The sequence below is a fragment of the Oceanobacillus aidingensis genome, assembly GCF_042654105.1.
Taxonomy (GTDB): Bacteria; Bacillota; Bacilli; order Bacillales; family Amphibacillaceae; genus Oceanobacillus; species Oceanobacillus oncorhynchi.
In genome coordinates this window covers 196,053-218,459 of sequence record NZ_JBHSFT010000010.1, presented here as the reverse complement: position 1 = coordinate 218,459, position 22,407 = coordinate 196,053, and the positions used below count along the sequence as shown (strand labels likewise).

General features: G+C 40.1%; 21 protein-coding genes. 14 read left to right on the top strand and 7 right to left on the bottom strand.

Translation table 11 applies throughout. The annotated features are described in order from the left end of the window. Positions 1-136 precede the first annotated feature (136 nt). From ACFO3P_RS07760 to ACFO3P_RS07725, 8 genes are all read left to right on the top strand, one after another. Positions 137-1,324 (top strand): DUF4317 domain-containing protein, encoded by a 1,188-nt coding sequence (locus tag ACFO3P_RS07760; RefSeq protein WP_042532137.1) that lies wholly within the window; start codon positions 137-139, stop codon positions 1,322-1,324. A gap of 161 nt (positions 1,325-1,485) precedes the next feature. Next, entirely contained in the window at positions 1,486-1,920 is a 435-nt protein-coding gene (locus tag ACFO3P_RS07755; protein ID WP_212928617.1) for a GNAT family N-acetyltransferase, read from the top strand. Positions 1,921-1,958: 38 nt separating this feature from the next. Next, positions 1,959-3,335, top strand: a complete 1,377-nt coding sequence (locus ACFO3P_RS07750) for a DHA2 family efflux MFS transporter permease subunit (protein WP_212928618.1) — start codon at positions 1,959-1,961, stop codon at positions 3,333-3,335. A gap of 98 nt (positions 3,336-3,433) precedes the next feature. Next, entirely contained in the window at positions 3,434-4,432 is a 999-nt protein-coding gene (locus tag ACFO3P_RS07745; protein ID WP_212928619.1) for an LLM class flavin-dependent oxidoreductase, read from the top strand. Positions 4,433-4,575: 143 nt separating this feature from the next. Next, on the top strand, positions 4,576-4,848 hold the full coding sequence (locus ACFO3P_RS07740; RefSeq protein WP_042532144.1) for a YhdT family protein: 273 nt from the start codon (positions 4,576-4,578) through the stop codon (positions 4,846-4,848). Between the two features lie 39 nt (positions 4,849-4,887). Then, positions 4,888-6,321 carry a sodium/pantothenate symporter gene (panF, locus tag ACFO3P_RS07735; protein WP_212928620.1) on the top strand — a complete coding sequence of 478 codons (1,434 nt, stop codon included), beginning with the start codon at positions 4,888-4,890 and terminating at the stop codon, positions 6,319-6,321. Positions 6,322-6,425: 104 nt separating this feature from the next. Beyond that, positions 6,426-6,890 carry a hemerythrin domain-containing protein gene (locus ACFO3P_RS07730; RefSeq protein WP_042532148.1) on the top strand — a complete coding sequence of 155 codons (465 nt, stop codon included), beginning with the start codon at positions 6,426-6,428 and terminating at the stop codon, positions 6,888-6,890. Between the two features lie 222 nt (positions 6,891-7,112). Then, on the top strand, positions 7,113-7,448 hold the full coding sequence (locus tag ACFO3P_RS07725) for a DUF5362 family protein (RefSeq protein WP_193063964.1): 336 nt from the start codon (positions 7,113-7,115) through the stop codon (positions 7,446-7,448). Positions 7,449-7,514: 66 nt separating this feature from the next. Here ACFO3P_RS07725 and ACFO3P_RS07720 read toward each other — a convergent pair whose 3' ends face one another. The 5 genes from ACFO3P_RS07720 to ACFO3P_RS07700 all read right to left on the bottom strand — a co-directional run bounded on the left by ACFO3P_RS07720 (position 7,515) and on the right by ACFO3P_RS07700 (position 14,052). Beyond that, positions 7,515-9,488: an acetoacetate--CoA ligase gene (locus ACFO3P_RS07720; protein WP_212928621.1), complete on the bottom strand. Its 1,974-nt coding sequence runs from the start codon at positions 9,486-9,488 to the stop codon at positions 7,515-7,517. Positions 9,489-9,739: 251 nt separating this feature from the next. After that, positions 9,740-10,888 carry a conserved virulence factor C family protein gene (locus ACFO3P_RS07715; RefSeq protein WP_212928622.1) on the bottom strand — a complete coding sequence of 383 codons (1,149 nt, stop codon included), beginning with the start codon at positions 10,886-10,888 and terminating at the stop codon, positions 9,740-9,742. 12 nt (positions 10,889-10,900) lie between these two features. Beyond that, positions 10,901-11,431 (bottom strand): type 1 glutamine amidotransferase domain-containing protein, encoded by a 531-nt coding sequence (locus ACFO3P_RS07710; protein WP_193063961.1) that lies wholly within the window; start codon positions 11,429-11,431, stop codon positions 10,901-10,903. Positions 11,432-11,567: 136 nt separating this feature from the next. Further along, positions 11,568-12,683: an alanine dehydrogenase gene (gene ald / locus ACFO3P_RS07705; protein ID WP_212928623.1), complete on the bottom strand. Its 1,116-nt coding sequence runs from the start codon at positions 12,681-12,683 to the stop codon at positions 11,568-11,570. Between the two features lie 115 nt (positions 12,684-12,798). Continuing rightward, a complete protein-coding gene (locus tag ACFO3P_RS07700; protein ID WP_193063959.1) occupies positions 12,799-14,052 on the bottom strand; it encodes a PucR family transcriptional regulator in 1,254 nt (417 codons plus the stop codon). A 226-nt stretch (positions 14,053-14,278) separates the two neighbouring features. Here ACFO3P_RS07700 and ACFO3P_RS07695 point away from each other — a divergent pair, with 226 nt between their 5' ends. Then, entirely contained in the window at positions 14,279-15,379 is a 1,101-nt protein-coding gene (locus tag ACFO3P_RS07695; protein WP_212928624.1) for a YkvI family membrane protein, read from the top strand. Between the two features lie 723 nt (positions 15,380-16,102). Here ACFO3P_RS07695 and ACFO3P_RS07690 read toward each other — a convergent pair. Beyond that, positions 16,103-16,570: a YueI family protein gene (locus ACFO3P_RS07690; RefSeq protein WP_212928626.1), complete on the bottom strand. Its 468-nt coding sequence runs from the start codon at positions 16,568-16,570 to the stop codon at positions 16,103-16,105. Between the two features lie 264 nt (positions 16,571-16,834). Between ACFO3P_RS07690 and ACFO3P_RS07685 the strand changes: the two genes are divergently transcribed. After that, positions 16,835-17,776: an MBL fold metallo-hydrolase gene (locus ACFO3P_RS07685; RefSeq protein WP_379542350.1), complete on the top strand. Its 942-nt coding sequence runs from the start codon at positions 16,835-16,837 to the stop codon at positions 17,774-17,776. A gap of 240 nt (positions 17,777-18,016) precedes the next feature. Here ACFO3P_RS07685 and ACFO3P_RS07680 read toward each other — a convergent pair whose 3' ends face one another. Further along, on the bottom strand, positions 18,017-18,781 hold the full coding sequence (locus ACFO3P_RS07680; RefSeq protein WP_042532168.1) for an exodeoxyribonuclease III: 765 nt from the start codon (positions 18,779-18,781) through the stop codon (positions 18,017-18,019). Between the two features lie 371 nt (positions 18,782-19,152). On the opposite strand from ACFO3P_RS07680, the gene ACFO3P_RS07675 reads away from it, so the two are divergent. From ACFO3P_RS07675 to ACFO3P_RS07660, 4 genes are read left to right on the top strand one after another with little or no spacing between them, the layout of a single operon-like run. Then, entirely contained in the window at positions 19,153-19,545 is a 393-nt protein-coding gene (locus ACFO3P_RS07675) for a GntR family transcriptional regulator (protein WP_042532170.1), read from the top strand. Beyond that, positions 19,538-20,227: an ATP-binding cassette domain-containing protein gene (locus ACFO3P_RS07670; protein ID WP_042532172.1), complete on the top strand. Its 690-nt coding sequence runs from the start codon at positions 19,538-19,540 to the stop codon at positions 20,225-20,227. The genes ACFO3P_RS07675 and ACFO3P_RS07670 overlap by 8 nt, the downstream gene beginning before the upstream one ends. Next, positions 20,224-21,054: a hypothetical protein gene (locus ACFO3P_RS07665; protein WP_212928627.1), complete on the top strand. Its 831-nt coding sequence runs from the start codon at positions 20,224-20,226 to the stop codon at positions 21,052-21,054. The genes ACFO3P_RS07670 and ACFO3P_RS07665 overlap by 4 nt, the downstream gene beginning before the upstream one ends. Positions 21,055-21,059: 5 nt before the next feature. After that, positions 21,060-22,310, top strand: coding sequence for a hypothetical protein (locus ACFO3P_RS07660; protein ID WP_042532176.1), 1,251 nt, complete (start codon positions 21,060-21,062; stop codon positions 22,308-22,310). Positions 22,311-22,407: the final 97 nt, after the last annotated feature.

The window sequence follows — 22,407 nt, the reverse complement described above, 5'->3', positions numbered from 1 at the left end:
TTGTAATCTTTACTCCTTAAAATCTTGAATGAATAGAAGAACAACCTCCTATTGATTTGTGATAAAATAGATAGACGCTGTTGAAAGCTGGCAGCAAAAAGTGATAAGCCGATTAAGAAACAGAGGAGAATCCAATTTGAATAAAAAAGATATTGCCGATATAAAAAAACAATTCAAAGTAAATAATGATTTATTAAAGATACAGGATATTTTCAATGTATATATCATGAAAGAATCGAGTGAAATCTATCATTATGAAAGTACGCCGTTTGAAATGCTGGAGGATGAACAGAAAGATTTGTTTATGGCGAATTTTAAGAAGGTGCTGACGGGGCAGCTGGATCAAAAATTGTTTGAATTGAAATTCCAGCGTGATGTGGAAGACAGCAGCCAGCTTATTCTTCATAAGGGAATGCTCTCAAATGATACTGGGGAATGGAAGGAGCAGATGCTCGAGCTGGTAGCAAAAATGCTGAAGGATAAACAGTATGAAATGGATATTGTTATTACGTTTATCCATGGAGAGTATGCAAAGCCTACGAAGCGGAGTAATGAAGAATCGGAGGAAAGCAGCAGGGACAGAGTGTATTCCAGTCCATTTATCTTATGCAGCATCAACAAAACAATGGACCCGAAAAAAGAACTGCTTTTTGATTATGTGGAGAAGGAATTTAAATATCATTTTGTGGTGGATCCAGTGATTAATTTAAAACAGCCTATCGGCGGGTTCTTATTCCCTGCTTTTACCGGCGGGGCTGCGGATGTGAACCATGTTCTTTATTCCGCTTCGAAACCGTATGAGCTCGATTATCATTTTATTGAGGAAGTGCTGAACGCGGAGGAAGCAATGACCGCAGAGGACGATAAAATCGTGTTTGAGGAAATTGTTAAGGATGTAGCAGGAGAGCAGATCAATACGACGACATTGGCGAATGTATATGATGAGATTCAGCGTGTGGTGGAAGAAAATGAAGAGCCGGATGCGCCAATGTTAGATTATAAGGATGTAGAGAAGGTGCTGACAAGCAGCGGTGTACAGGATATTGATCCGGATAAAGTAGAGTCTGCTTTTAAAAAGGTTATTGATGATGAAAAGTATGAGCTGAAAGCAACCAGTGTAGTTCCGAAGTATACGTCTAAATCCATTAAAATCAAAACAAAAGTGGCTGACCTTAAAGTATGTCCGCAGGATCTGCGCTATCTTCGCCAGACAACGCTTGACGGTAAGCTTTGTTTAATGATTGAAGTGGAAGAAAACACAGTGATTGAAGGGTTTGAAATGATTCCGGAAGCTATCTTTAATAGAGTGGAAGACGAGGAATAATATAGTAAAGTCTCTTAGTCGAAATAAGGCTGGGAGGCTTTTTAAGAGACTTAGCAAGCTTATTATATTTGTTGCATTTACAACAATAGTCAGTTATTTTACAATAGTAGCAATCATATTTTTTAACAGGATGCAAACAGAGGCAGAGAGGGGAAACTCAGGTGACTTATAAAATCGTAACAGAAGAACAGGATTTACAGAAGGTTTTTGAGATTAGAAAAGAAATCTTCGTAAAGGAGCAGGAAGTGTCCGAAGACGAGGAGTTTGATGCATTTGATTCGCTGGATGCGGACTGCAATCATATTTTAGTATATTACGATAACAAGCCTGTAGGAACAGGAAGAGTGAGAGCGGTAGAAGAAGTCGGGAAGCTGGAACGAATTTGTATTTTAAAGCCTTATCGTAAGTATGGGCTTGGCAAGGTAATTGTGCAGTCTTTAGAAGAGATTGTTTTACAAAAAGGATTAACCCGCGCAAAGCTGCATGGTCAGACGCATGCGGAAGGATTTTATCACAAATTGGGATATGAAACGGTGTCAGATGAATTTTTAGAAGATGGTATTCCGCATTATTTGATGGTGAAGCAGTTTAATTAAAGCATTACATATAACGTCACAACGGATAAGGAGGAGCCATGCAGCCTAAATTAGAAAACAAAGGGGTTATTATTGTTACGCTGGCAACAGGATTTTTATTAACATTCTGCCAGTTCCTATTGATTACGTCTTACCCGGCGATTATGCGGGAATTTCAGATTAATGCCACGGAAGTACAGTGGCTGACGACGATTTATTTATTAACAACCATAGTATTTATCCCGTTGACGGGCTATTTATCTAACCGATTTTCAACCAAAGCGCTTTTAGTATTTGCATTGCTTTGCATGGCTGCCGGTCTTATTGTTGGCGCTTTTTCGCAAAGCTTTATCCAATTGATTCTTGCCAGAGCGATTCAGGCGGTTGGAACTGGCGTCATATTGCCCGTGATTCAAACGATTTTAATTACCGTATTTCCGAAAGAAAGAAGAGGGTTCGCACTTGGACTGCTGGGCGGCGTCATTAATGTCGCTCCGGCAAGTGCGCCGTCTTTGACCGGGATGATTATTGATGTTTTCCATTGGCGCATCCTTCATTGGTTTATGCTGCCATTGGTGCTGATACTTTTGCTGTTAGCGGTTTTCTATATGAAGGATGTATTGAAAAAACAGGCAGCAAGGCTGGATATTCTCTCTGTGATTCTTTCGGCAGGGGCTTTTTCTTTGTTTATTATTAGTATCAGTAATATTAGTGTTGCCGGCATGGACCTGTATCTCGTTATTTTGCCATTTTGTATCAGTGCTGTTTTTTTATATCTTTTTATCCAGCGGCAATTAGCAGATGACGTGCCTGTGCTGAATGTGCGTTTGTTTCAGAACCGCACATTTCTGTTGGCTGTGGTGCTTATATTTATGGATATGATGCTCTTATTATCGGCAGAGACGATTTTGCCGATGTTTGCGCAGAACGTCTTAGAAACGAGCGCCTTTCTATCTGGATTTTTATTAGTGCCAGGCACGATTCTGCTTTGTATTGTCTCTGTTATTTCGGGAAATTTATATGATCGGTATGGCGGAAGGATTTTAGCTGTTATCGGTTTTGCTTTTACGCTTGTGTCCTTAGTACTGATGACAATGCTAAGCATCGACAGCTCTCCATTTTTGATTATGATTTATTTCTGCTTTTTTATGACCGGATTTGGTTTGTCGCTGATGCCGCTAGTTTCTGTCAGTGTCAATGTATTGGATGAAAAGGAAATGGCTCATAATTCAGCGATTGTTAATACCGTGCGTCAATTGGGAATGGCTTTTGGCGTGGTGATTCTGACAACCGTTATTAGTGTAACGACTGCTGTCATGGATGCACCGGAGCGGACAGGAACCTATTGGGGGACGACGTATGCATTTATGATGATGGCTGTGACGGCATTGCTTGGTGTGCTGCTGTCCATGCGGATAAAGGAGAAAATAGAATAGCGGAGCAGCGGTAAAAAGCAGAAATGTTGAATGGAAGACATTTCTGCTTTTTAATTATTTGTAGAAGTTTTTAAACTGGAAAAAGGAACGTGTTTAACATGAAATTAAGTGTACTAGATCAATCTCCAATTTCCATGGGGGAAACGTCAGAAGCGGCATTACAGCATACGCTGGAGCTGGCAAAATGGACGGAGGAGCTTGGGTATCACCGCTATTGGGTGGCAGAGCATCATAATACGAATGGGCTGTCGATTTCTGCTCCAGAAATTGTGATGACGAGAATCGCTTCTGTTACAAGCCGTATTCGTGTCGGCTCAGGCGGTATTTTGCTGCCGCAGTACAGTGCGTATAAAGTCGCTGAGATTGGCAAAACATTAGCGGCGTTTTTTCCTGATAGAATTGATCTTGGCATTGGAAATTCGCCGGGAGGTTCTCCACAGACCAGGGCTGCGCTGACAGATAATCAAAATCGGAGTTTAGCTGAATTTCCGAGACAGGCTGCTGATTTACAGGGGTTTTTGCATAATTCCCTCCCGCGGGACCATGATTTTCGTTTAGTAAAGGCCACTCCGCGTGTGAATCAGGTACCGCCGCTTTGGATACTCGGGTTATCCGCGCGAAGTGCAAACTATGCAGCAGAACTGGGAACAGGATTTATTTTTGGCCATTTTATCAATCCGGAAAAAGGTGTGAAGGCGCTCCAAACGTATCGGGAAAATTTTACACCATCTGTCAGTATGGAAAATCCGCAATCTATCGTATGTATTTTTATAGTCTGTGCAGAAACAGAAGAAGAGGCGGAGGAGCATGCGCTGACACAGGATAAATGGTTATTAAATGTCAGTAAAGGATTAGGAACGAAAGTAACGTCTAGCGAGGCTGTTCACCGTGATATGGATAAACTGAGTGCAGAAGATAGAGAGATAATCCAAAAGAACAGGGAAAGATGTATTATCGGTACACCGGAAACAGTGAAACAACAGTTATTGGAACTGCAGGAGAAATACCAGACGGACGAGTTTATGGTCATTAATAATACATTTGATTTTGAAGCAAAGAAAAAATCCTATCGTCTGTTGGCAGAAGCAATGCTTTAAACTAGTAATGAAATAATAGGAAGTGGAACAAGGATTTGTTATGTCTGTGATCTAATTGAAATTGCTGCCAGTTTACAGTTGATAGGAATTTGATTATAGTAAGAAAGAAAATAATCTTTTCAGAATGGTTAGGAGCTTTTAGTATGAAGAGAAAAGAATGGACGGATAAACGTTACAAAACTGCCAACCGGGAAGCTTGGACCGGTGTAGCGCTTGTGATTTTTAATTTTATCTGGTGGTTTGGATTTGCTTATGGACTTGGAAGCAAATCTCCAGAATCCTATCAGTACATATTTGGTTTCCCGGCTTGGTTTTTCTTCAGCTGCATTCTTGGATTTGTCGTGATGATGCTGTTAACGGTATTTGTTGTTAAATTCTTTTTTAAAGATATGTCTTTAGAAGCCGAAGAGGAATAAACAAAGTATGTCTTATTTTGAGATCAAGGGAGTTTAACCATGAATTGGGAAGCTGTTTTACCACTATTTATATTTATTGCGATTATTTTTATGATAGGAATTTGGGCTGGCAAATTTGTCAGCCGCTCTGATTCGTTTTTACAGGAATATTTTCTGGGCGGCAGAAGTCTTGGCGGCTTTATTTTGGCGATGACACTGGTAACAACCTATGGAAGCGCGAGCAGCTTCTTGAGCGGCCCGGGAACAGCCTATAATGAAGGGCTTGGCTGGGTGCTGCTATCGATGACACAGCTGGCAACGGGTTACTTTGTCTTGATGGTGCTCGGCAAGCGTTTTGCGATTGTCACCAGAAAATATAAAGCCGTTACAATCGTTGATTTTTTAAAGGAAAGATACCAATCCAAATGGGTTGTGATTCTTTCTGCGGCCAGTATTTTGATTTTCCTGTTTTCGGCGATGTCGGCACAATGGATTGGCGGGGCACGCCTGGTTCAATCCTTGACAGGGATTCCATATTTTACGGCGTTATGTATTTTTTCAATAGCTGTTTTAGTATATGTTGTCGTTGGCGGCTTTCGCGCAGTAGCGATTACAGATGGTATCCAAGGTATTATTATGTTTATAGGTACACTTATTTTACTTATAGCCGTAATTATAGCAGGAGGCGGTGTATCTCAGATTATGCATGATCTGTCTGTGGAGAATCCCAATTTGATTACACCATTCGGTGCAGATGGAAGTTTAACCCCTGCTTACGTTTCCTCCTTCTGGATATTGGTCGGTGTCGGGGTTGTTGCCTTACCGCAGATTGCGGTTCGTGCGATGTCTTATAAAAATACAAAGGCGCTGCATCGAGGCATTATTATTAGTACCTTCGTAGTCGGTTTTATTATGCTGAATATGCATTTAATTGGAGTGTTTGGAAGGACTGTACTTCCCGGTATCGAAATCGGTGATACCGTGATGCCGGAATTAGCACAAGCCGTTTTACCGGGCTGGGTTGCCGGAATTGTTCTAGCAGCTCCGATGGCGGCGATTATGACGACGGTTAACTCGCTGCTGTTAATGGTAAGCTCGACGATTGTAAAGGATGTTTATCTAAACTATATCCGTCCTGATGCGAATGATAAGACGATTCGCAAATGGAGTATGGGTGCTACCGCGTTAATAGGAATCATTGTTGTATTGATGTCACTTCAGCCGCCTGATTTGATTATCTGGCTGAATTTATTCTCCATGGGCGGGTTGGAGGCTGCTTTTATCTGGCCGATTATCCTCGGGCTTTATTGGAGAAGGGGAACCAAGCATGGAGCAATTGCTTCGATACTCACCGGTGTACTCAGTTATATTATTTTTGAAACATTTTATCCGCAGCCGTTTGGGATGCATTCTGTGGTGACTTCTATGCTGCTGGCTTTGATTGCATTTGTTTCAGGAAGCTTATTATATGAAAAAGAAGCTATATCAAGCTGAAATCGTATATCTGCAGACAGGGTTTGGTTTATACTAGAGGAGAAGACGCTTCTCCCTGTTTTTAGCTGGAGAAGTTTATCAGACAGTGTCGGAGGTGGGTTATTGTGAAAAAACAGCGGCATGATGCACTGAAGCCATTATCACATCACCATCATCATGCATTAGTACAAGCAATGGAATTAAAGCAGGCCGGTACAGAAAAGACCGATAAATCCTTAGGCGAATCCATTAGAGGTCTTATTGACTATTGGGAAAAGGATGCCGTCCTTCATTTCCGGGATGAGGAAGAGGTTCTGCTGCCGCTTTATGAGGTCTATGCTGAAAAAACGGAAATCGAATTGATGAAAGAAATGCTTTATCAGCACATGCAAATCCGCAGTTTCGTTTATGCGATACGTGAAAACAGAGAGGCCCCATATGAAAAAATGAATCAGCTTGGGGAGCTGTTAGAGAAAAATGTCCGGTTTGAGGAGAGAGAAATCTTTCCAGTTATTGAAGAAGCTGTTCCAGGTAAATACCTGCATCAGGTGTATGGAAAGTTTCATCGTGATTCCTACAGCGGTTTTTAAATAAGAGAAGGAATGCTGATGGAAGGGAGCTTATCCTGCCATCAGCATTTTTCTATTTAGAGAGTTTGATTTGTATAACATAGGGCAGGAATCACACGTTTTCATCTAAAACATAAAGTAATCATAAAACAAATCCATAAATAAACGGAACTGGAAGAATGTTTAATAAATCGATTAAAGGTGAATATAGTAATAAAGTCACTATTAAGGAGAGGCGATTTGATGGATTATTTAAATATAGACCATTTAAAAAGAATTGCAACATGGGGGAAAATTGTTGGAGCGGCATCCATTATCATGGGGGCAATTTCGATTGTTTTAACTTTAACGGTTGATCCGAGCATGATTCTTTCTGGTATTATTTCTATTATAACTGGCTATCTCTTTTATCAAACAGGCGTAGAGGCTTCTAATATTATAGCTTCAGACGATTTTACAGCAGGCAATGTGAATGAGTTATTAAATAAGTATGGAAAATTATTGCTGATTATGGGGATTTTAACAATTATTTCGTTAGTCGTGCTTATTCCATTGATTATTGTATTAATCTCTCTTTGATTTAAAAATAAGGTATTTGTTGAAAAAGCTGATGGAAGAATAACGGCTATCTTCCATCAGCTTTTTTTAGATGTTCTTAGCTAATTCGATAAAATAGTCGAGACTATTCGGATTAATCAGAGAGCCTCGATTAATAACGGCTTCTGCATCCTGACCCATCAAGATTTTCTTAACGGGAATTTCGACTTTCTTTCCATTTAAAGTTTTTGGAAGTTCTTTTACTTCATAAATATGGGTCGGAACATGCCTTGGGGAGCAATGTGTCCGCAGCTGCTGATTAATTTCCTGTTTAATGGTCTCGCTTAATGCTTCGCCGACTTTCATTACAATAAATAAGGGGGTAATCGAATCGCCGTTTCCTTTTGGTAAATCAACCATTAAACTGTCTTCAACAGCGGTAACATAATCCGTGACTCGATATATTTCACTCGTTCCAATTCGGATGCCGCCCCGATTGATTGTTGCGTCTGATCTGCCGTAAATGATAGCTGTATTTCGATTTGTCAGTTTGATATAGTCTCCATGGCACCAGACGCCGGGGAAGGTATCGAAATAGCTGTGGTACATCCGCAGCCCGGAGTCATCGTTCCAGAAATAAATCGGCATGCTTGGAAATGGAGCGGTCAAGACAAGCTCGCCAATCTCATTTGTAATCGAATTTCCGTCTTCATCAAAGCTTTCAATTTTCGCTCCCAGTCCTGCACACTGAATCTCTCCGGCATAAACAGGCTGAATAGGGCAGCCGAGTAAAAATGCGGTGCAAACATCCGTCCCGCCGCTTGCCGAAGCAACCCAGATATCATTTTTGACATGTGTATAGCACCATCGAAATCCTTCTGGAGAAAGCGGCGAGCCTGTTGAACTGATATTTCTTAAAGAAGATAGATCAAATTCGCTTTTCGGCGATACATTATCGTTCATACAAGCTGTGATAAAGCTGGCGCTTGTGCCAAATACATTCATTTTTGTCCGCTCGGCAAGCCGCCATAAAACCTGTTTATCCGGATAAGCAGGGCTGCCGTCATACAAGATAATGGTAGAGCCTGTTAATAATCCGCCGACAAGGAAATTCCACATCATCCAGCCGGTTGTAGTAAACCAGAAGAAGCGGGAGCCGGGGCTTAAATCCAAGTGCAGGTGGAGAGCCTTCAAATGCTCCAATAGAATACCGCCTTGACTGTGCACAATAGGCTTCGGTTTGCCGGTTGTTCCAGAGGAATAGAGTATCCAGAGCGGATCGTTAAAGGCAACAGGTGTATACGACATTTCCAGTTTTTCTTGATGCGCTGTTGCAATATCCCAGGAAATCGGCTGTATACAGTCACCGAAATCTGCCTGCTTGTTTAAGTAAGGAATAGTAATCGTTGTTTTTAAAGAAGGAAGCGCAGATTGCAGCTCCTTGACTACATCTAATCTATTAAATTTCTTGCCGTTATACGTATAGCCATCGACCGTAATCATCGCCTTTGGCTCGATTTGCTGGAAACGCTCCATCACGCTCTGGGTTCCAAAGTCAGGAGAAGCGCTGGACCAGATAGCTCCTAAGCTTGCCGTTGCAAGGAAAGCAACCACCGTTTCATAGATATTTGGCGCATAGCAGGCTACCCTGTCTCCCTTTTCAATTCCTTGCTTTTCCAATGTTTTTTGAAGCGCAGCTGTGTCCTGATATAGTTTCTCCCAAGAAATTTCCTGCAGCTCCCGATTTTCCGATGTATGAATAATAGCAGGGCTTGTTAATGTTTTATTCCGGAATACATGCTCTGTGTAATTGAGGCTTGCTTCGGGAAACCATTTTGTTCCGATGATTTGATTGCCGGAACGCACCGTTTGATAAGGCTGGTGCGACTGGATATTGAAATATTCCCAAATAGATTCCCAGAATGTATCGAGATCCTCCACAGACCATTTCCATAAATGATAGTAATCTTTAGTCTGGATATGTTTATATTCTTGTAACCAAGTACGATAAGAAGTAATATTTGCCTGTTCCACTTGTGTTTTACTTGGTTCAAAAAGCAGCGTACCTTCTTGTGTATCCATTCGTTATGTCCCCCTTCAAGTACTCCGATACTACTATTATAGGAAAACGCTTTCTATACGTAAAGGAATTGAAATGGAAAATATATGTTTTACAGCAAAGAGAAAAATATAAAACGATCAGCAGTGAAGCGTGTAGCTTACAGGAGAAAAGAATATATATTAATGATATGTATCGTCTGTTCCATTTAGATATGAAAAAACTAATCCAGAGCATAGCTCTGAATTAGTTTAGATTCATCTGTGAAAGCATCCTATTTTGATTTTGCTGCCTGCGTCATTTGGTGCCAGACAGAGCCTTTTGCTTTTTCGCCGCCTTGAATACGCTCTAAAGCTAGTTGTATTTGCATGCGTACTTCAAACTCTGGTTCCTCAGCAGATGCTTCTTCAAGAGCAGGAATAGCAGATTCATCGCCCGCCTCATATAAATACATTGCTCCGCGCCAACGGACGATCCGGCTTTTGTCCTTTAATGTTTCAATCATGTTTGGAATCGCCTCTGTAAAGCCCAGGTCTGAAATACAGTCACCGGCTGTTCGACGGACATTCACGGCTTTATCAGCCAAAGCTTCATATAGCAATGGCAAAGCAGCTTTATCCTCCAGCATGCCTAAATAAGCAGTGGCCAAACGACGGATTGATGCTTTTTCATCGTGAATCGCTTTTTCTAAAAGGGCAAGATCGTCCAAGGTCGGATCCAGACGATCCAGTGCTGCATAACGTTCCCGCCAATCCGGGTTATCCAGTTTTTCAATCGGAACATGCTGATAGTAGTTTGTGGCTTTGCTTGTATTTCCATCAGTTTGTAAAGCTAATTTCACAAGGGTATCCAGTCTTTCCTGGTTATAGCTTGCCTTTAACTCTTCTATAACATCCTGACCGATTTCATCCATATTGCCGTAGCGAGGGTGCTGTTCTTCCCATTTTCGGTCCATGATGACATTTTCAGAAGCGGGAGAGGCTTCCATTACGGCTTTGGAAAAACGCTCTGGCAGTCCGTAGCGTTCCTCTTTATCTCCTTCTTCCAGCTTTACCTGCATTGGAATCCCTAAAAATGTTTGAATGAAAACATGAATTTCGCCAAATGTTTCCAAAAGTGCTTCTGCATCAGCAGATAATTCATCGGCCTGGTTAAAAGCTTCGTTTGTTCCCAATACATTCCGGACCTTTGGCAAAAGCTCCTCCCAGGGTGTCTTCGGATTTCGGGCCAAAGCAATAAAATCGACGACACGATAGATGTTTTTGACCCCATCCAAAGCAAAAAGCTTCTGCACATACTCCGGAGCTTGAGCTAAATCGTCCTTGTTACTGTAATTATACGTTTCGTCGGGAGGAAGCGTCTCGTTCACATTGATTTTCATAGAATGCGGACTCGGTGTCGGTTCTATAGAAACAATTTTCATTTGTATACTCCCTTAACGCTGATATTCTTCCATCACTTTAATCAGTTCACGGAGATAATCCGGTAAATCAGGCGGTCTTCTGCTTGAAACAAGGTGACCGTCCGAAACAGCCGGTTCATCAACCCATGTCGCTCCGGCATTGGTCATATCATCCTTGATTCCAGGTGTACTGGTTACGGTTTTACCCTCTAAAATATTGGCAGAAATTAATACCCAGCCGGCATGACAAATTTGGCCAATAGGCTTTTTCTGCTCATTCATATGCTGAACGAACCTGATAACCTCCGGGAAACGACGCAATTTATCTGGAGCCCACCCGCCGGGTACCAGGATAGCATCATAGTCTTCTGGATTCACTTCGGAAAAGGCATAATCTGATTCAGCAGGAACACCGTATTTTCCAATGTATTTTTGATTGGCAGCTTGTCCGACTAAATCTACCTGAGCGCCTTCTTCACGCAGACGGTGAACGGGATACCATAGTTCCAGATCTTCAAAGTCATGATCAACAAGTGCGATAACTTTTTGGTTTTGTAAACGCAAAATAATCCCTCCATTCTTTATAGAAATAGTTTAACAGACTGGCGTAAAAATAACGATTCCGACGACTTTTAACGGAGCTGAAGCCAAGAAAAAGCCATCACCTCGGTTTAACAAGGAAATGGCTTTGGAATACGTATTATTTTAAAGCGTCCTGTACAGAAACATAATCATAATTTAAATCATTGGCAACTGCTTCATTTGTTACATGCCCATTCATTACATTCACACCGCTGGCGATTGGAGCGCTATTTTGAATCGCATGCTCGACGCCTTGTTTCGCAATATTGACTGCATATGGCACGGTTACATTTGTCAGTCCGACCGTTGCAGTGCGTGGAACAGCTCCCGGGATATTGGCAACAGCATAATGAAGGACGTCATGTTTGACATAGATTGGATCTTGATGTGTAGTAGGATGGTCAACGGTTTCAAAGTTACCGCCCTGGTCAATTGCTACATCCACAATGACACTGCCCGGCTGCATCGCTTGAATCATTTCTTCTGATACAAGCTTTGGCGCTTTTCTGCCTGGAATCAATACCGACCCGATAACGAGATCCGAATCTGTGACAGCTTCTTCAATATTTAGCGGGTTTGACATTAATGTTTGAATGCTCGAACCAAAAATTTCTTCTAATTCGCGAAGACGCTGCGGGTTTAAATCAATAATCGTAACGTCCGCTCCAAGACCAATTGCTACGCGCGCTGCGTTCGTGCCAACAACACCGCCGCCGATAACCGTTACTTTTCCTCGTTTGACCCCGGGAATACCGCCAAGTAAAATGCCTTTGCCGCCTTCTGATTTCTCTAAATATTGGGCGCCAATCTGCGTAGCCATACGTCCGGCGACTTCACTCATCGGTGTCAGAAGCGGGAGAGCGTTACCTACAACAATGGTTTCATAGGCGATTGCTGTAACTTCTTTCGCGACAAGCTCTTCCGTTAATCTTGCATCAGCAGCTAAATGAAGATAGGTGAATAATACTAACCCCTTCCGGAAATAACGGTACTCTGATTCCAGCGGTTCTTTTACCTTCATTATCATATCAGACCGTTCCCATACCTCCGAGGCCTCTGCGATAATCTCTGCTCCGGCCTGCTTGTATTCTTCGTCTGTAAAGCCGCTTCCCAAACCGGCTTCTTTTTCAATTAGAATCGTTTGCCCGGATTGAACAAGGTTCACTACTCCGGCTGGTGTCATGGCAACACGGTTTTCATTGTTTTTTATCTCTCTAGGTACCCCAATAATCATGTTATTCGCCCCTTTGTTTATCATTTTATACTTATAATGGTAACGCTTTCTTTGTGAGAATTCATTATGAAAATAAATGAATTGAGTCCAAAACGTTTGTGTATTTACACAAATCCTAGGATTTTTCCAGCTTGTCAGCTAATAACTCTAAATAAACCGCTACTTTCTGATGCGGATTTTTTAAATCAAGATTGCTAATTTCATGAATACGTTTTAAACGATAATTCATGGTATTTGGATGGATAAACAACTCTTTTGCTGTACGATGTACGTTGGAGTCATGCTCCAAAAATTTTTCTAAGGTGTACAATAAATTACTTTGCTGGCGCTGATCATATTGCTGCAGACGTTGAATGTATTTATTTGTATGACGCCGCTTATGACGATGTTCTTTTAATACGTCTATCCACTGAAAAACGCCTAGGTCTTCATAAAGAAAACAAGAAGACAGTTCATCGGGAAACTGCTTTTGCAGGGAATTTGTCTGAAGCGCTTCCTCGTAAGCCCTCGTCATATCTTTTGCAGAACCGTAAATTTGGCTTCCTGCACCGCGCATGGAGGTCAATTGCAGCTGTGTGCTTATTTTTTCCTGAAACTGCTCAATAAACTGATAAATTTTATCGGATGTATCATCCGTCTTCCATAATCGTACCAATAAGATAAAATCTTGATCATCAAATAAACGGAAAATCGTATTCACCTGCATGACCGTTTCTGAAAGGTAGGAAGCGTGCTTTTCAATCTGCGGTGTGATTGCATCTTCAAAATGAAAAACAATGATAGCAAGGCCATCCTGCAGCTTTATATTAAATTGTTTTTCGTAGGATTGAATCGTGCTGGCGCTGACAAAATCTGCTGTTAACAGCTGCCAGAAAAAGTCTTTATAAGCTTGTTCTGTATTTCTTCGGCCAGGCAGCTTCTGCAGGATAAACTTTTTCACCTGCCGGGTAGCTTCACTTAGAATTTCCAAATCATCCTTACTATATTCATTTTCACCTGTATGTGCCCAGATAAAACCTAAAATTTCGTTTTTCTTCCAGATGGATATAGCAATCCGGTTTCCAAGTCCAATTTCTTTGATTTCGGGAATAATGACTGGCTGATTACTATCAATCAGCTTGGGCATTGCTCCGTTTTTCCATAAACCGTTAATAACTTTATCAGGGACTTTTCGATTCATGATGGTGCCGATTCGTGCTTCATCAATATTTTCGGTATGTTTACTATATGCAAGAACATAATGATTCGCATCCTCAATGGTAATAGGACATGACAATACCTCGCTGATTGTATCGGCAAGCTCGTCTAAAGATGAAAAAGGCTGCTTTAATGTTGCTATTTTATTTTTTGCGATATGAGATGAGTTCATAAAGTACACCCCTTTATAAAGATATGGTCTAAATAGAAAATGCATTATTTTGAATAAATTTAATAATTGGTATACTTGCTTTTTATTAGTAGGATAGACTATCATTTTCCATAAGTAATCTTTTTTTATATACTGGTTATAAGTATATACATACTTTCATTTTAGTATATACACAAAAAGATTTCATCTGATACTTATAAGATAAAAAGAACAGAGGGGGAAGCACATGAAAAAACTAATGAAAATCTTTGTAATTGCAAGCGCATTCATAGGGGTGATCGTAGGCGCCGGGTTTGCATCCGGCCAGGAAGTGCTGCAGTACTTTACAAGCTTTGGTACAGTGGGAATTCTGGCTGCATTTGTTTCTACAGTGTTTTTTGCATATGTTGGAATGATGCTGGTCTGGTTAGGGAGCAAGGCACAGACAACTTCTTATAATGATGTTATCTATAAAATCAGCCATTTTAAAATCATTGAAAAAATCACTCGTATTAACCTGATTGGGGTAATAGTAGATGCTGTATTAGTATTTACGCTATTCGGCGTAGGGGTAGTAATGATTGCTGGAGCTGGAGCGAACCTGAATCAGCAGTTTGGGCTGCCTCATGTTGCAGGAGCGATTTTAATGACAGTATTGGTACTGCTGACAGGTATGCTGAAAGTGGATAAAGTGGTTGCTGTAATCAGCAGTATTACACCGTTTTTGATTTTATTTGTTATCGTTATCTCTATCTACAGCTTTTTTACAATGGATGGATCTTTAGCTGAATTAAATAGTACGGCAAAGAGCCATGGACCGAATTTTCCAAATTGGTTTGTTGCAGGCTTAAACTATGCTACCTTTAACACTTCTGTTGGCGCGGCGATGTCCATTGTTATGGGGGGAGCAGTGAAAGATAGAAAAACAGCAGCCATTGGCGGGTTAGTAGGCGGACTGGGACTGGGTGTATTAATTCTTCTTAGTTATTTCGCGATTTTTGCTAAAATTGAAGAGGTCGGAAATTTTGAGATGCCAATGTTGGGGATTGTAAATAATATTTCACCAGTGCTAGGTATTATCATGGCACTTGTACTTTTTGGAATGATTTTTAACACAGCAATTAGTATGTTCTTTGCGTTTGTTACCAGGTTTGCAAAAGTAGAAACGAAAAAATTTAATATATTATTAGCTATCACCCTGGTAGCAGGCTTTATACTTAGCTTTGTCGGTTTTACCGATTTAGTCTCTAAATTTTATTCGCTGATTGGCTATATGGGACTGGTACTGATTGTTGTACTGATTATTACACCATTTAGAATGAAGAATATTGATTTTGATGATAAATGATGCATCATACAGTGTGAAGTAACAGGAAATGTAAGGTGAAATGTAGTGCCGGTCATAGGAATTGGGTGTAAATCGCCTCATTTCCGCTGACTGGCATTTTTAAAGAATAGGAAAGTTATAAAAAAGCTGAAGATAGCCGCTCCAACGGTTTTCATGGGGTGAGTAATCACAACCCCAGAAAAACACTACGCTTTCCATGGGCCCCGAGCTCATCTCCTTTAAAGAAGACTTGCTGATTGGCAAGCCGGCAGGCGCAGACAGAAGCATAGTCGCACTTATGCCCTGCGGGTGAAAAGAAGACTTGCTGATTGGCAAGCCGTCAGGCGCAGACAGAAGCATAGTCGCACTTATGTCCCGATGGTAAAAAAGAAGTTCGCTTTTTTCTGCGGGGTATTCACACTGGGATTGACTGGGATTGGGGCAGCAATTACTTGTCCCATCAAAAAGCGTCGCTAGAATTAGCTTCTTTTCTCTGTAAGAAAGCAAATAAAACATAATTCTTCTTAGATGGGAGCGGAGGGAAGTCGACTCCTGCGGGAAAAGCAACAGCTGAAGACCCCGCAGGAAGCGGTTTTCTTCCGAGGAGGCCAAAGCGTTGCCCGCGGAAAGCGACTTCCCGCAGCGGACATCTCTTCGGCGAGAACACCGATGTTTTAAAGACTAAGCGGTGTTCTTGGCTTTTCTAACATTTACACAATATTAAATGGGAGAAACAACTGCAGATTAGTGGAAAAAATTTTTAAGCTTCGATACGATTCCTTTTGACGGATTGCTGTTTTTTTCTTCTTCATCTTCTTTTTCTTTGGGAGCTGGTTTTTCCTCAATATCTTTAAGGGAAATTTGGTCTATATCTACAGCATAAGGATAGGTGAGCACTAAACCGATCTCTGTATCATTCTCCTGGTTGCTTACCGTAGTATGTGGAATAGAAAAGCGGTCAGCGAGTGCTTTTTCTTCTTTTAAAAATGAATATGAAATATTTCCGTTCAATAAGATTTTTGCCTTCGGATGCTGTTTTAATTGGCGCTCTAATTCAGCGAGCCCTTTATTAGACATCACCTCTCCAATGGTTAAAACAAAGGCAACGCGTTCACGAAAGGTGCCAAGATACATTTTCCGTTCACTTTCATTGGGCAGACACGTTCCATACATTCCTTCTTGAAGGTAATCATCTACATTCTTTTTGCTCATTCGATTTCATCCTTTTAATCTATTTTCAATTGCTGTGCGGTTTGCATCAGCAATTATTACATAATCATTATTCTCCATCTAATGTACCCTATTGTTGAATATCAAGCAAAGAAAATCATTCCTATTTCCTATTTTCTTAAGAGGGTGGATTGGAAAGTAAAAATGAAATATCTGATAAAATCATACGGAGACGTATATTTAAATGTTAAAATAAGAGTATAGTGTGTTTCAATTATTTTGTGGAAGTGAGGGATTATTATGCAGTTGCACTCTAGAAAAACGATGAAGCTTCATCATGGGATTTCACTTATCGATGGTTTTGATTTTGGTGTAAGCGGCAGAACAGGAGCTTATGTCATGGAAGCAGATGAACTTACGATTATTGAGACGGGACCGAGCCCTTCTGTACCGTATATTAAAAAAGGATTAGAAGAATTAGGATATACTTTTGCGGATGTAAAACATATTATTGTTACACATGTTCATTTAGATCACGCTGGCGGCGCAGGACGTTTATTATCGCTTTGTCCGAATGCGCTTTTATACGTTCATCCAAAGGGGAAGAGACATCTTGTTGATCCTAAAAAGCTGGCTGCTGGAGCACGCGCAATTTACGGCGAGCGTTTTTCCGAATTATATGATCCCATTATTCCTGCTGATGAGGAAAGGGTGGTGGAGAAAACAGAAGGAGATACGCTGCAGCTTGAGGAAGGCCGCATCTTAGAATTCTGGGATACACCAGGCCACGCCAGACATCATCTGGGAATCTATGATCCTATAAGTAATGGGATGTTTACTGGGGATACGGCCGGAATTCAATATGAACAACTATTTCCGCATGGGTTGAACTTCTTTTTACCATCTACATCTCCCAATCACTTTGATCCGGAGGCAATGAGGCATTCTTTACAAAGGTTCCGTGAGAAACAATTAGATTATATCTTTTTTGGACATTTTGGAGGAACAGATTTAGTAGAAGAAGTTCTCGAGCAGGCAGAAGCATGGCTGGATATCTTTGTGAGAGAAGGGGAAGCTGCAGTTGCAGAAGGACAAAGCTATGATGAAATTGCCGACCGATTGTTGAAATATGTACAAACCGAGCTTCGTGAGCAGGGGATTGCTGATGACCATGAGGTTTATCAGATGATTAATGTTGATTTACAATTAAGTGCCCTTGGGATGGTAGATTATTTTCAGAAACAATAAACGGGAAGCGGATGCTTCCATATTTATATAATATTCCTTGAATGATAAAAACGAAAAGGAAGCACAAGCTGGTTCCTTTTCGTTTTTCAGGAAAGAGAGGTAGGGTGAGAATGCGAAAAAAACTGCGTATCATTACTGTTTTTTTGTTTGGTCTAATCATTGGACTATTTTTAATACCAGAAATATTTCAGACGTTCGACATTTCCTTTTTCTCCTTTTTTGATTAAACATGGATTGGGTTTATCTGCTGTTAAGATTTATTTCCAGACTCACTGGGCAATGGTCGCTGCCAAGTGTATAACGGTGAATCTCCATGTTTTCCAGATATTTTTCTAATGGACTGGAAACAATCACATAATCAATACGCCAGCCGATGTTTCTTTCACGAATTGTTTTCATATAAGACCACCACGTGAAAATATCATCGCGTTCAGGATAGAAGAAGCGTAAGGTATCTGTAAAACCATTGGCCAGAATCCGTGTCATTTTATCCCGTTCCTCTTGCGTAAATCCTGAATTGCCATGGTTTGTTTTATCATTTTTCAAATCGATTTCCTGATGGGCTACGTTTAAATCTCCGCAATAAATAACGGCTTTTTTCGAATCAAGCTCCTGCAAATAATCAAACATCTTATCTTCCCATTCCAAACGCTCTTCCAGCCGGGTTAAATCTCGCTTTGAGTTCGGCGTATAGACATTGACGAGGTAAAAGTCAGGGTATTCTAATGTGATTATTCTTCCTTCAGGCTCTATCTCGCCTTCTTGAAACCCGTAAGAAACATGAAGCGGCTCATGCTTGGTAAAAATTGCTGTTCCTGAATAACCTTTTCTTTCCGCGTAATTCCAATATTGATAATATCCTTCTAAATCCAACTCAATTTGTCCTGCCTGCAGCTTTGTTTCCTGTAAACAGAAAAAATCTGCATCTATATCATGAAAGAAATCCAAGAACCCTTTACGAACGCAGGCCCGGATTCCATTGACGTTCCATGTAACTAACTTCATTTTGAAAATCTTCCTTCCTGTTAACATCATTCTGATAGCCATTCTACCATATTTGTCTGAAAAAGGGATTGCTTTTGTATGGAGAGAACCGGCTGTTTCACGATGGGTGTTGAAGCGTCGAACAAAATAACACCGAGTATACTTTTATATATTTCCTTTGCTGATGTCAGGTAAATATGAAAAATATCTCTTTTTAAGAAAGAGTCCAGTTTGAAATAAAGAAATACAATCCACCATACATAAAAAATTTAAATTTAACAAAGAAAAGAGTTGTCTTTCTTCTGTATTATGCATATAATACACTTACAAGATGTACTAGTGTATTAATACAGTATACACGAAAGCATGACAAGAATGAGGTGAGAAATTGGATGGATATCCGATTTGATAAACGTGAAGCTGTGTATATTCAAGTGATCAGGTATTTCAAAGAACAGATTGCAATTGGAGAATTAAAGTCTGGTCAGGAAATTCCTTCACGCAGAGAATTAGCACAGCGATTAAAAATAAACCCGAATACTGTGCAGCGAGCTTATAAGGAAATGGAGGAGGAAGGCTTGATATATACGGATGGAAATAAACCAAGTATGATTACAAAGGAAACGGGCCGCATAAAAGAAATTCGTGAAAGTTTAATTGACGAAGCAATTGATCAATTTGTAGATCGTATCACCTCTTTGCAAATTCCAAAAGAACAGGTTTTTGACCTTGTCCAGTCAAAATTAAATGAGCTTGGCAGGGAGGATGAAGAGAAGCATGATTAAATTGACCAATATAGAGAAAAGGTATGGAAGAAAAAAGATACTAAATGGAGTTACTTTTGAGGCAGATAAAGGCCAGATTACCTGTTTAATTGGAATCAACGGTGCGGGGAAAACGACTATTCTTCAATCGATTATGGGACTGACTCCTTACCAAAAAGGCGAGATTACCATTGATGGGGAGAAGCTGTCTCCAAAGATGCTGGAGAAAATAACATATATCCCAGATACAATGACGCTTTTGCCTAAAATGCGGATTAAGGATGCTTTTCAATTTATGGATGATTTCTATCAAAATTGGAATGGGGAGCGGGCAAAAGAGATTTTAGAATTTTTTAAGCTGAAAGAGGATGAACGTATTTCCCAATTATCAAAAGGGAATACAGCGAAAGTGAATCTATTGATGGGATTGGCGATGGAGGCAGATTATATTCTAATGGATGAACCTTTCTCTGGTATCGATATCTTCAGCAGAGAACAGATTGCCGATGTGTTTTCCAGTCATCTGGTAGAAGACCGCGGTGTTATCATCACAACACATGAAATCAGTGATATCGAGCATTTAATTGATAAGGCAGTCTTACTGGCTGATGGAGCGGTGAAAAAAGAATTTATGACGGAGCAGGTAAGAGAAGAAGAGGGTAAATCTGTTATCGATGTGATGAGGGAGGTATATCAGGGATGAAGCTTTTTGGAAAACTGGTAAACTTTGAATTTAGACGGTTTTTACCGATTTATATTATGCTGCTTGCAGCTGTGTTTTTGCTGCAGGCTGCCGGGGTGCTGTATTATGCATTTATGGTGAAATCGGAAATTACCGAGAGTGTCATGAAGCTTGGAATACCTAAAGAGCAATTTCTTCAAGATAATGGTTATGTATCGATAGGGAATATATTGTCGAGTTTTCTGTTTACACTGCCTATTGTCATCGCTGCAGTGACGATATTTATTTATGTTTTATTTATCTGGTATCGGGATTGGCTGGGCAAGAACACGTTTATTTACCGCCTGCTGATGCTTCCGGTGAAACGTATTCAGTTGTTCTTTTCCAAATTGGCGGCGATTCTGATTTTCGTTTTTGGTCTGATTGCTTATCAAGTAGCTGTCCTCCCGGCGTTACAGGTGATATTAAAGCTGATTATTCCGGTTGATTACCGGTTGGATTTAACGATTCAAGGGATGATTAGAAGCTTTTATTATTTAAAATTCCTGCTTCCGGAGAAATTTATTGATTTTGTGATTAATTACGGTTTTGGAACAGCTTTTGTCATTATATTATTTACCATGATTTTGATTGAACGCAGCTACCGTTTTAAAGGTGTATTTATGGCGATTTTTTATGGGATAGGGGCTCTGATTCTGGTCTTTTCTCCATATATTTTGCAGATAATCGTAAAAGGATATTTTTATGAGACGGAGCTTTTATGGATGCAATTTGCTATAGCAATTATCCTTTCCGCAGTATCGGTTTTCTTTAGTAATCATTTGTTAAATAGAAAGATAAGGGTGTGATAGAGATGGATCATTTAAAACGCTATTCGATTATATATATTGCATTCCTTTTCATTTCGGTTATCCTTATCAGTTTTTATGTAATGGATGAAGAAACGCTTGATTTTAAATGGAAAACCGTATCTGGAGATGAAGCTGTTATGAAGGATGTTACGATACTTGGAGATGGGCAAAGTAGTCCCGGCATGGCTTCGTATTACAGTGTGGTGTCAGAACCTTTTCAGTTATCTGTGGATGAATCTAAGCGGATAGATCAATCAAGGGAATCATATTATGGCTGGTATTATTCTGACTTACAAATAGAAAAATATGTGAAAGAGTATAAAAGCTTTATGCGCGGGAAAAACCAATGGAGTGAGAATTTCGCGGAAACAGATAATCAGCTTATTTATGTAGATGGAAATGAAAACAACTGGGATATGAATGAACAGAATCATATTGGCGTAGAAATACTTGATAAAGAAACAGAAAACGTCAGCTCATTCGAACTGGCTGTCGAGGATCAGCAAATCTATGGTGTAAGCTCTATAACTGCTGATAATCATAATAAGTTATACGTCCAATTATATATGGAAGGACAGTATGATGAAATAACAGATGTGTATACGGATGAAAATGGGATTCTTGTGATAGATTTAAATAATCAAACCATAGAGGATATAAGGTTTCCACAAAGGGACATGGAGTCTAAAGAAGGAATAGAACCCTCTTTAACCTATCAGGACAGCGGTCTGATCAATGGAGAAATGCATTATCTCTATACGTATGATGAATATAAAGTCGATCAGAATGGTGTTTACGTAGGGGATTCTCCGCTTAAATATGAACTGCGTTTATACAATGTAGAGCAAGACAGTTTCCAATCCATTGATCTTCAGGAAGCAAACTTTTATGGGGGAGATTTTTTTAGAATTTATGATGGTACTGTTTATGCAGGGATGCTCCAAGGGGAAAATTACTCGTTAACAAAGTTCGATGAGAATTTAGAAGAACAAGAAACCGTTTTTGAAGAAAATGTGTTTGATGCGGAAATGGAAATAGGGCAAGAAGAGGTATATCCATTAACAGATGTTCATAATGGTTATTTCTATGTTGTATTTCCTGCTTATTCTACACTGACAGTGGCGGATATTTCCATCAATGTATTTGATTTGGAAACAGGGGAAAATGTGTATCAGGGCATCATTCAAGCAGCGGAATCTATGAAACAATATCAGTATTTTGATTTGTATCAGATGGAATTTGAGGATAAGTAAAGATAAAAAGGAGCTGTCGCAAAATGCATATTATGCATTTGCTGACAGCTCCTTTTTCTATATGAGATTGCTCGTTTTAAGATTTGTTATTTTATTT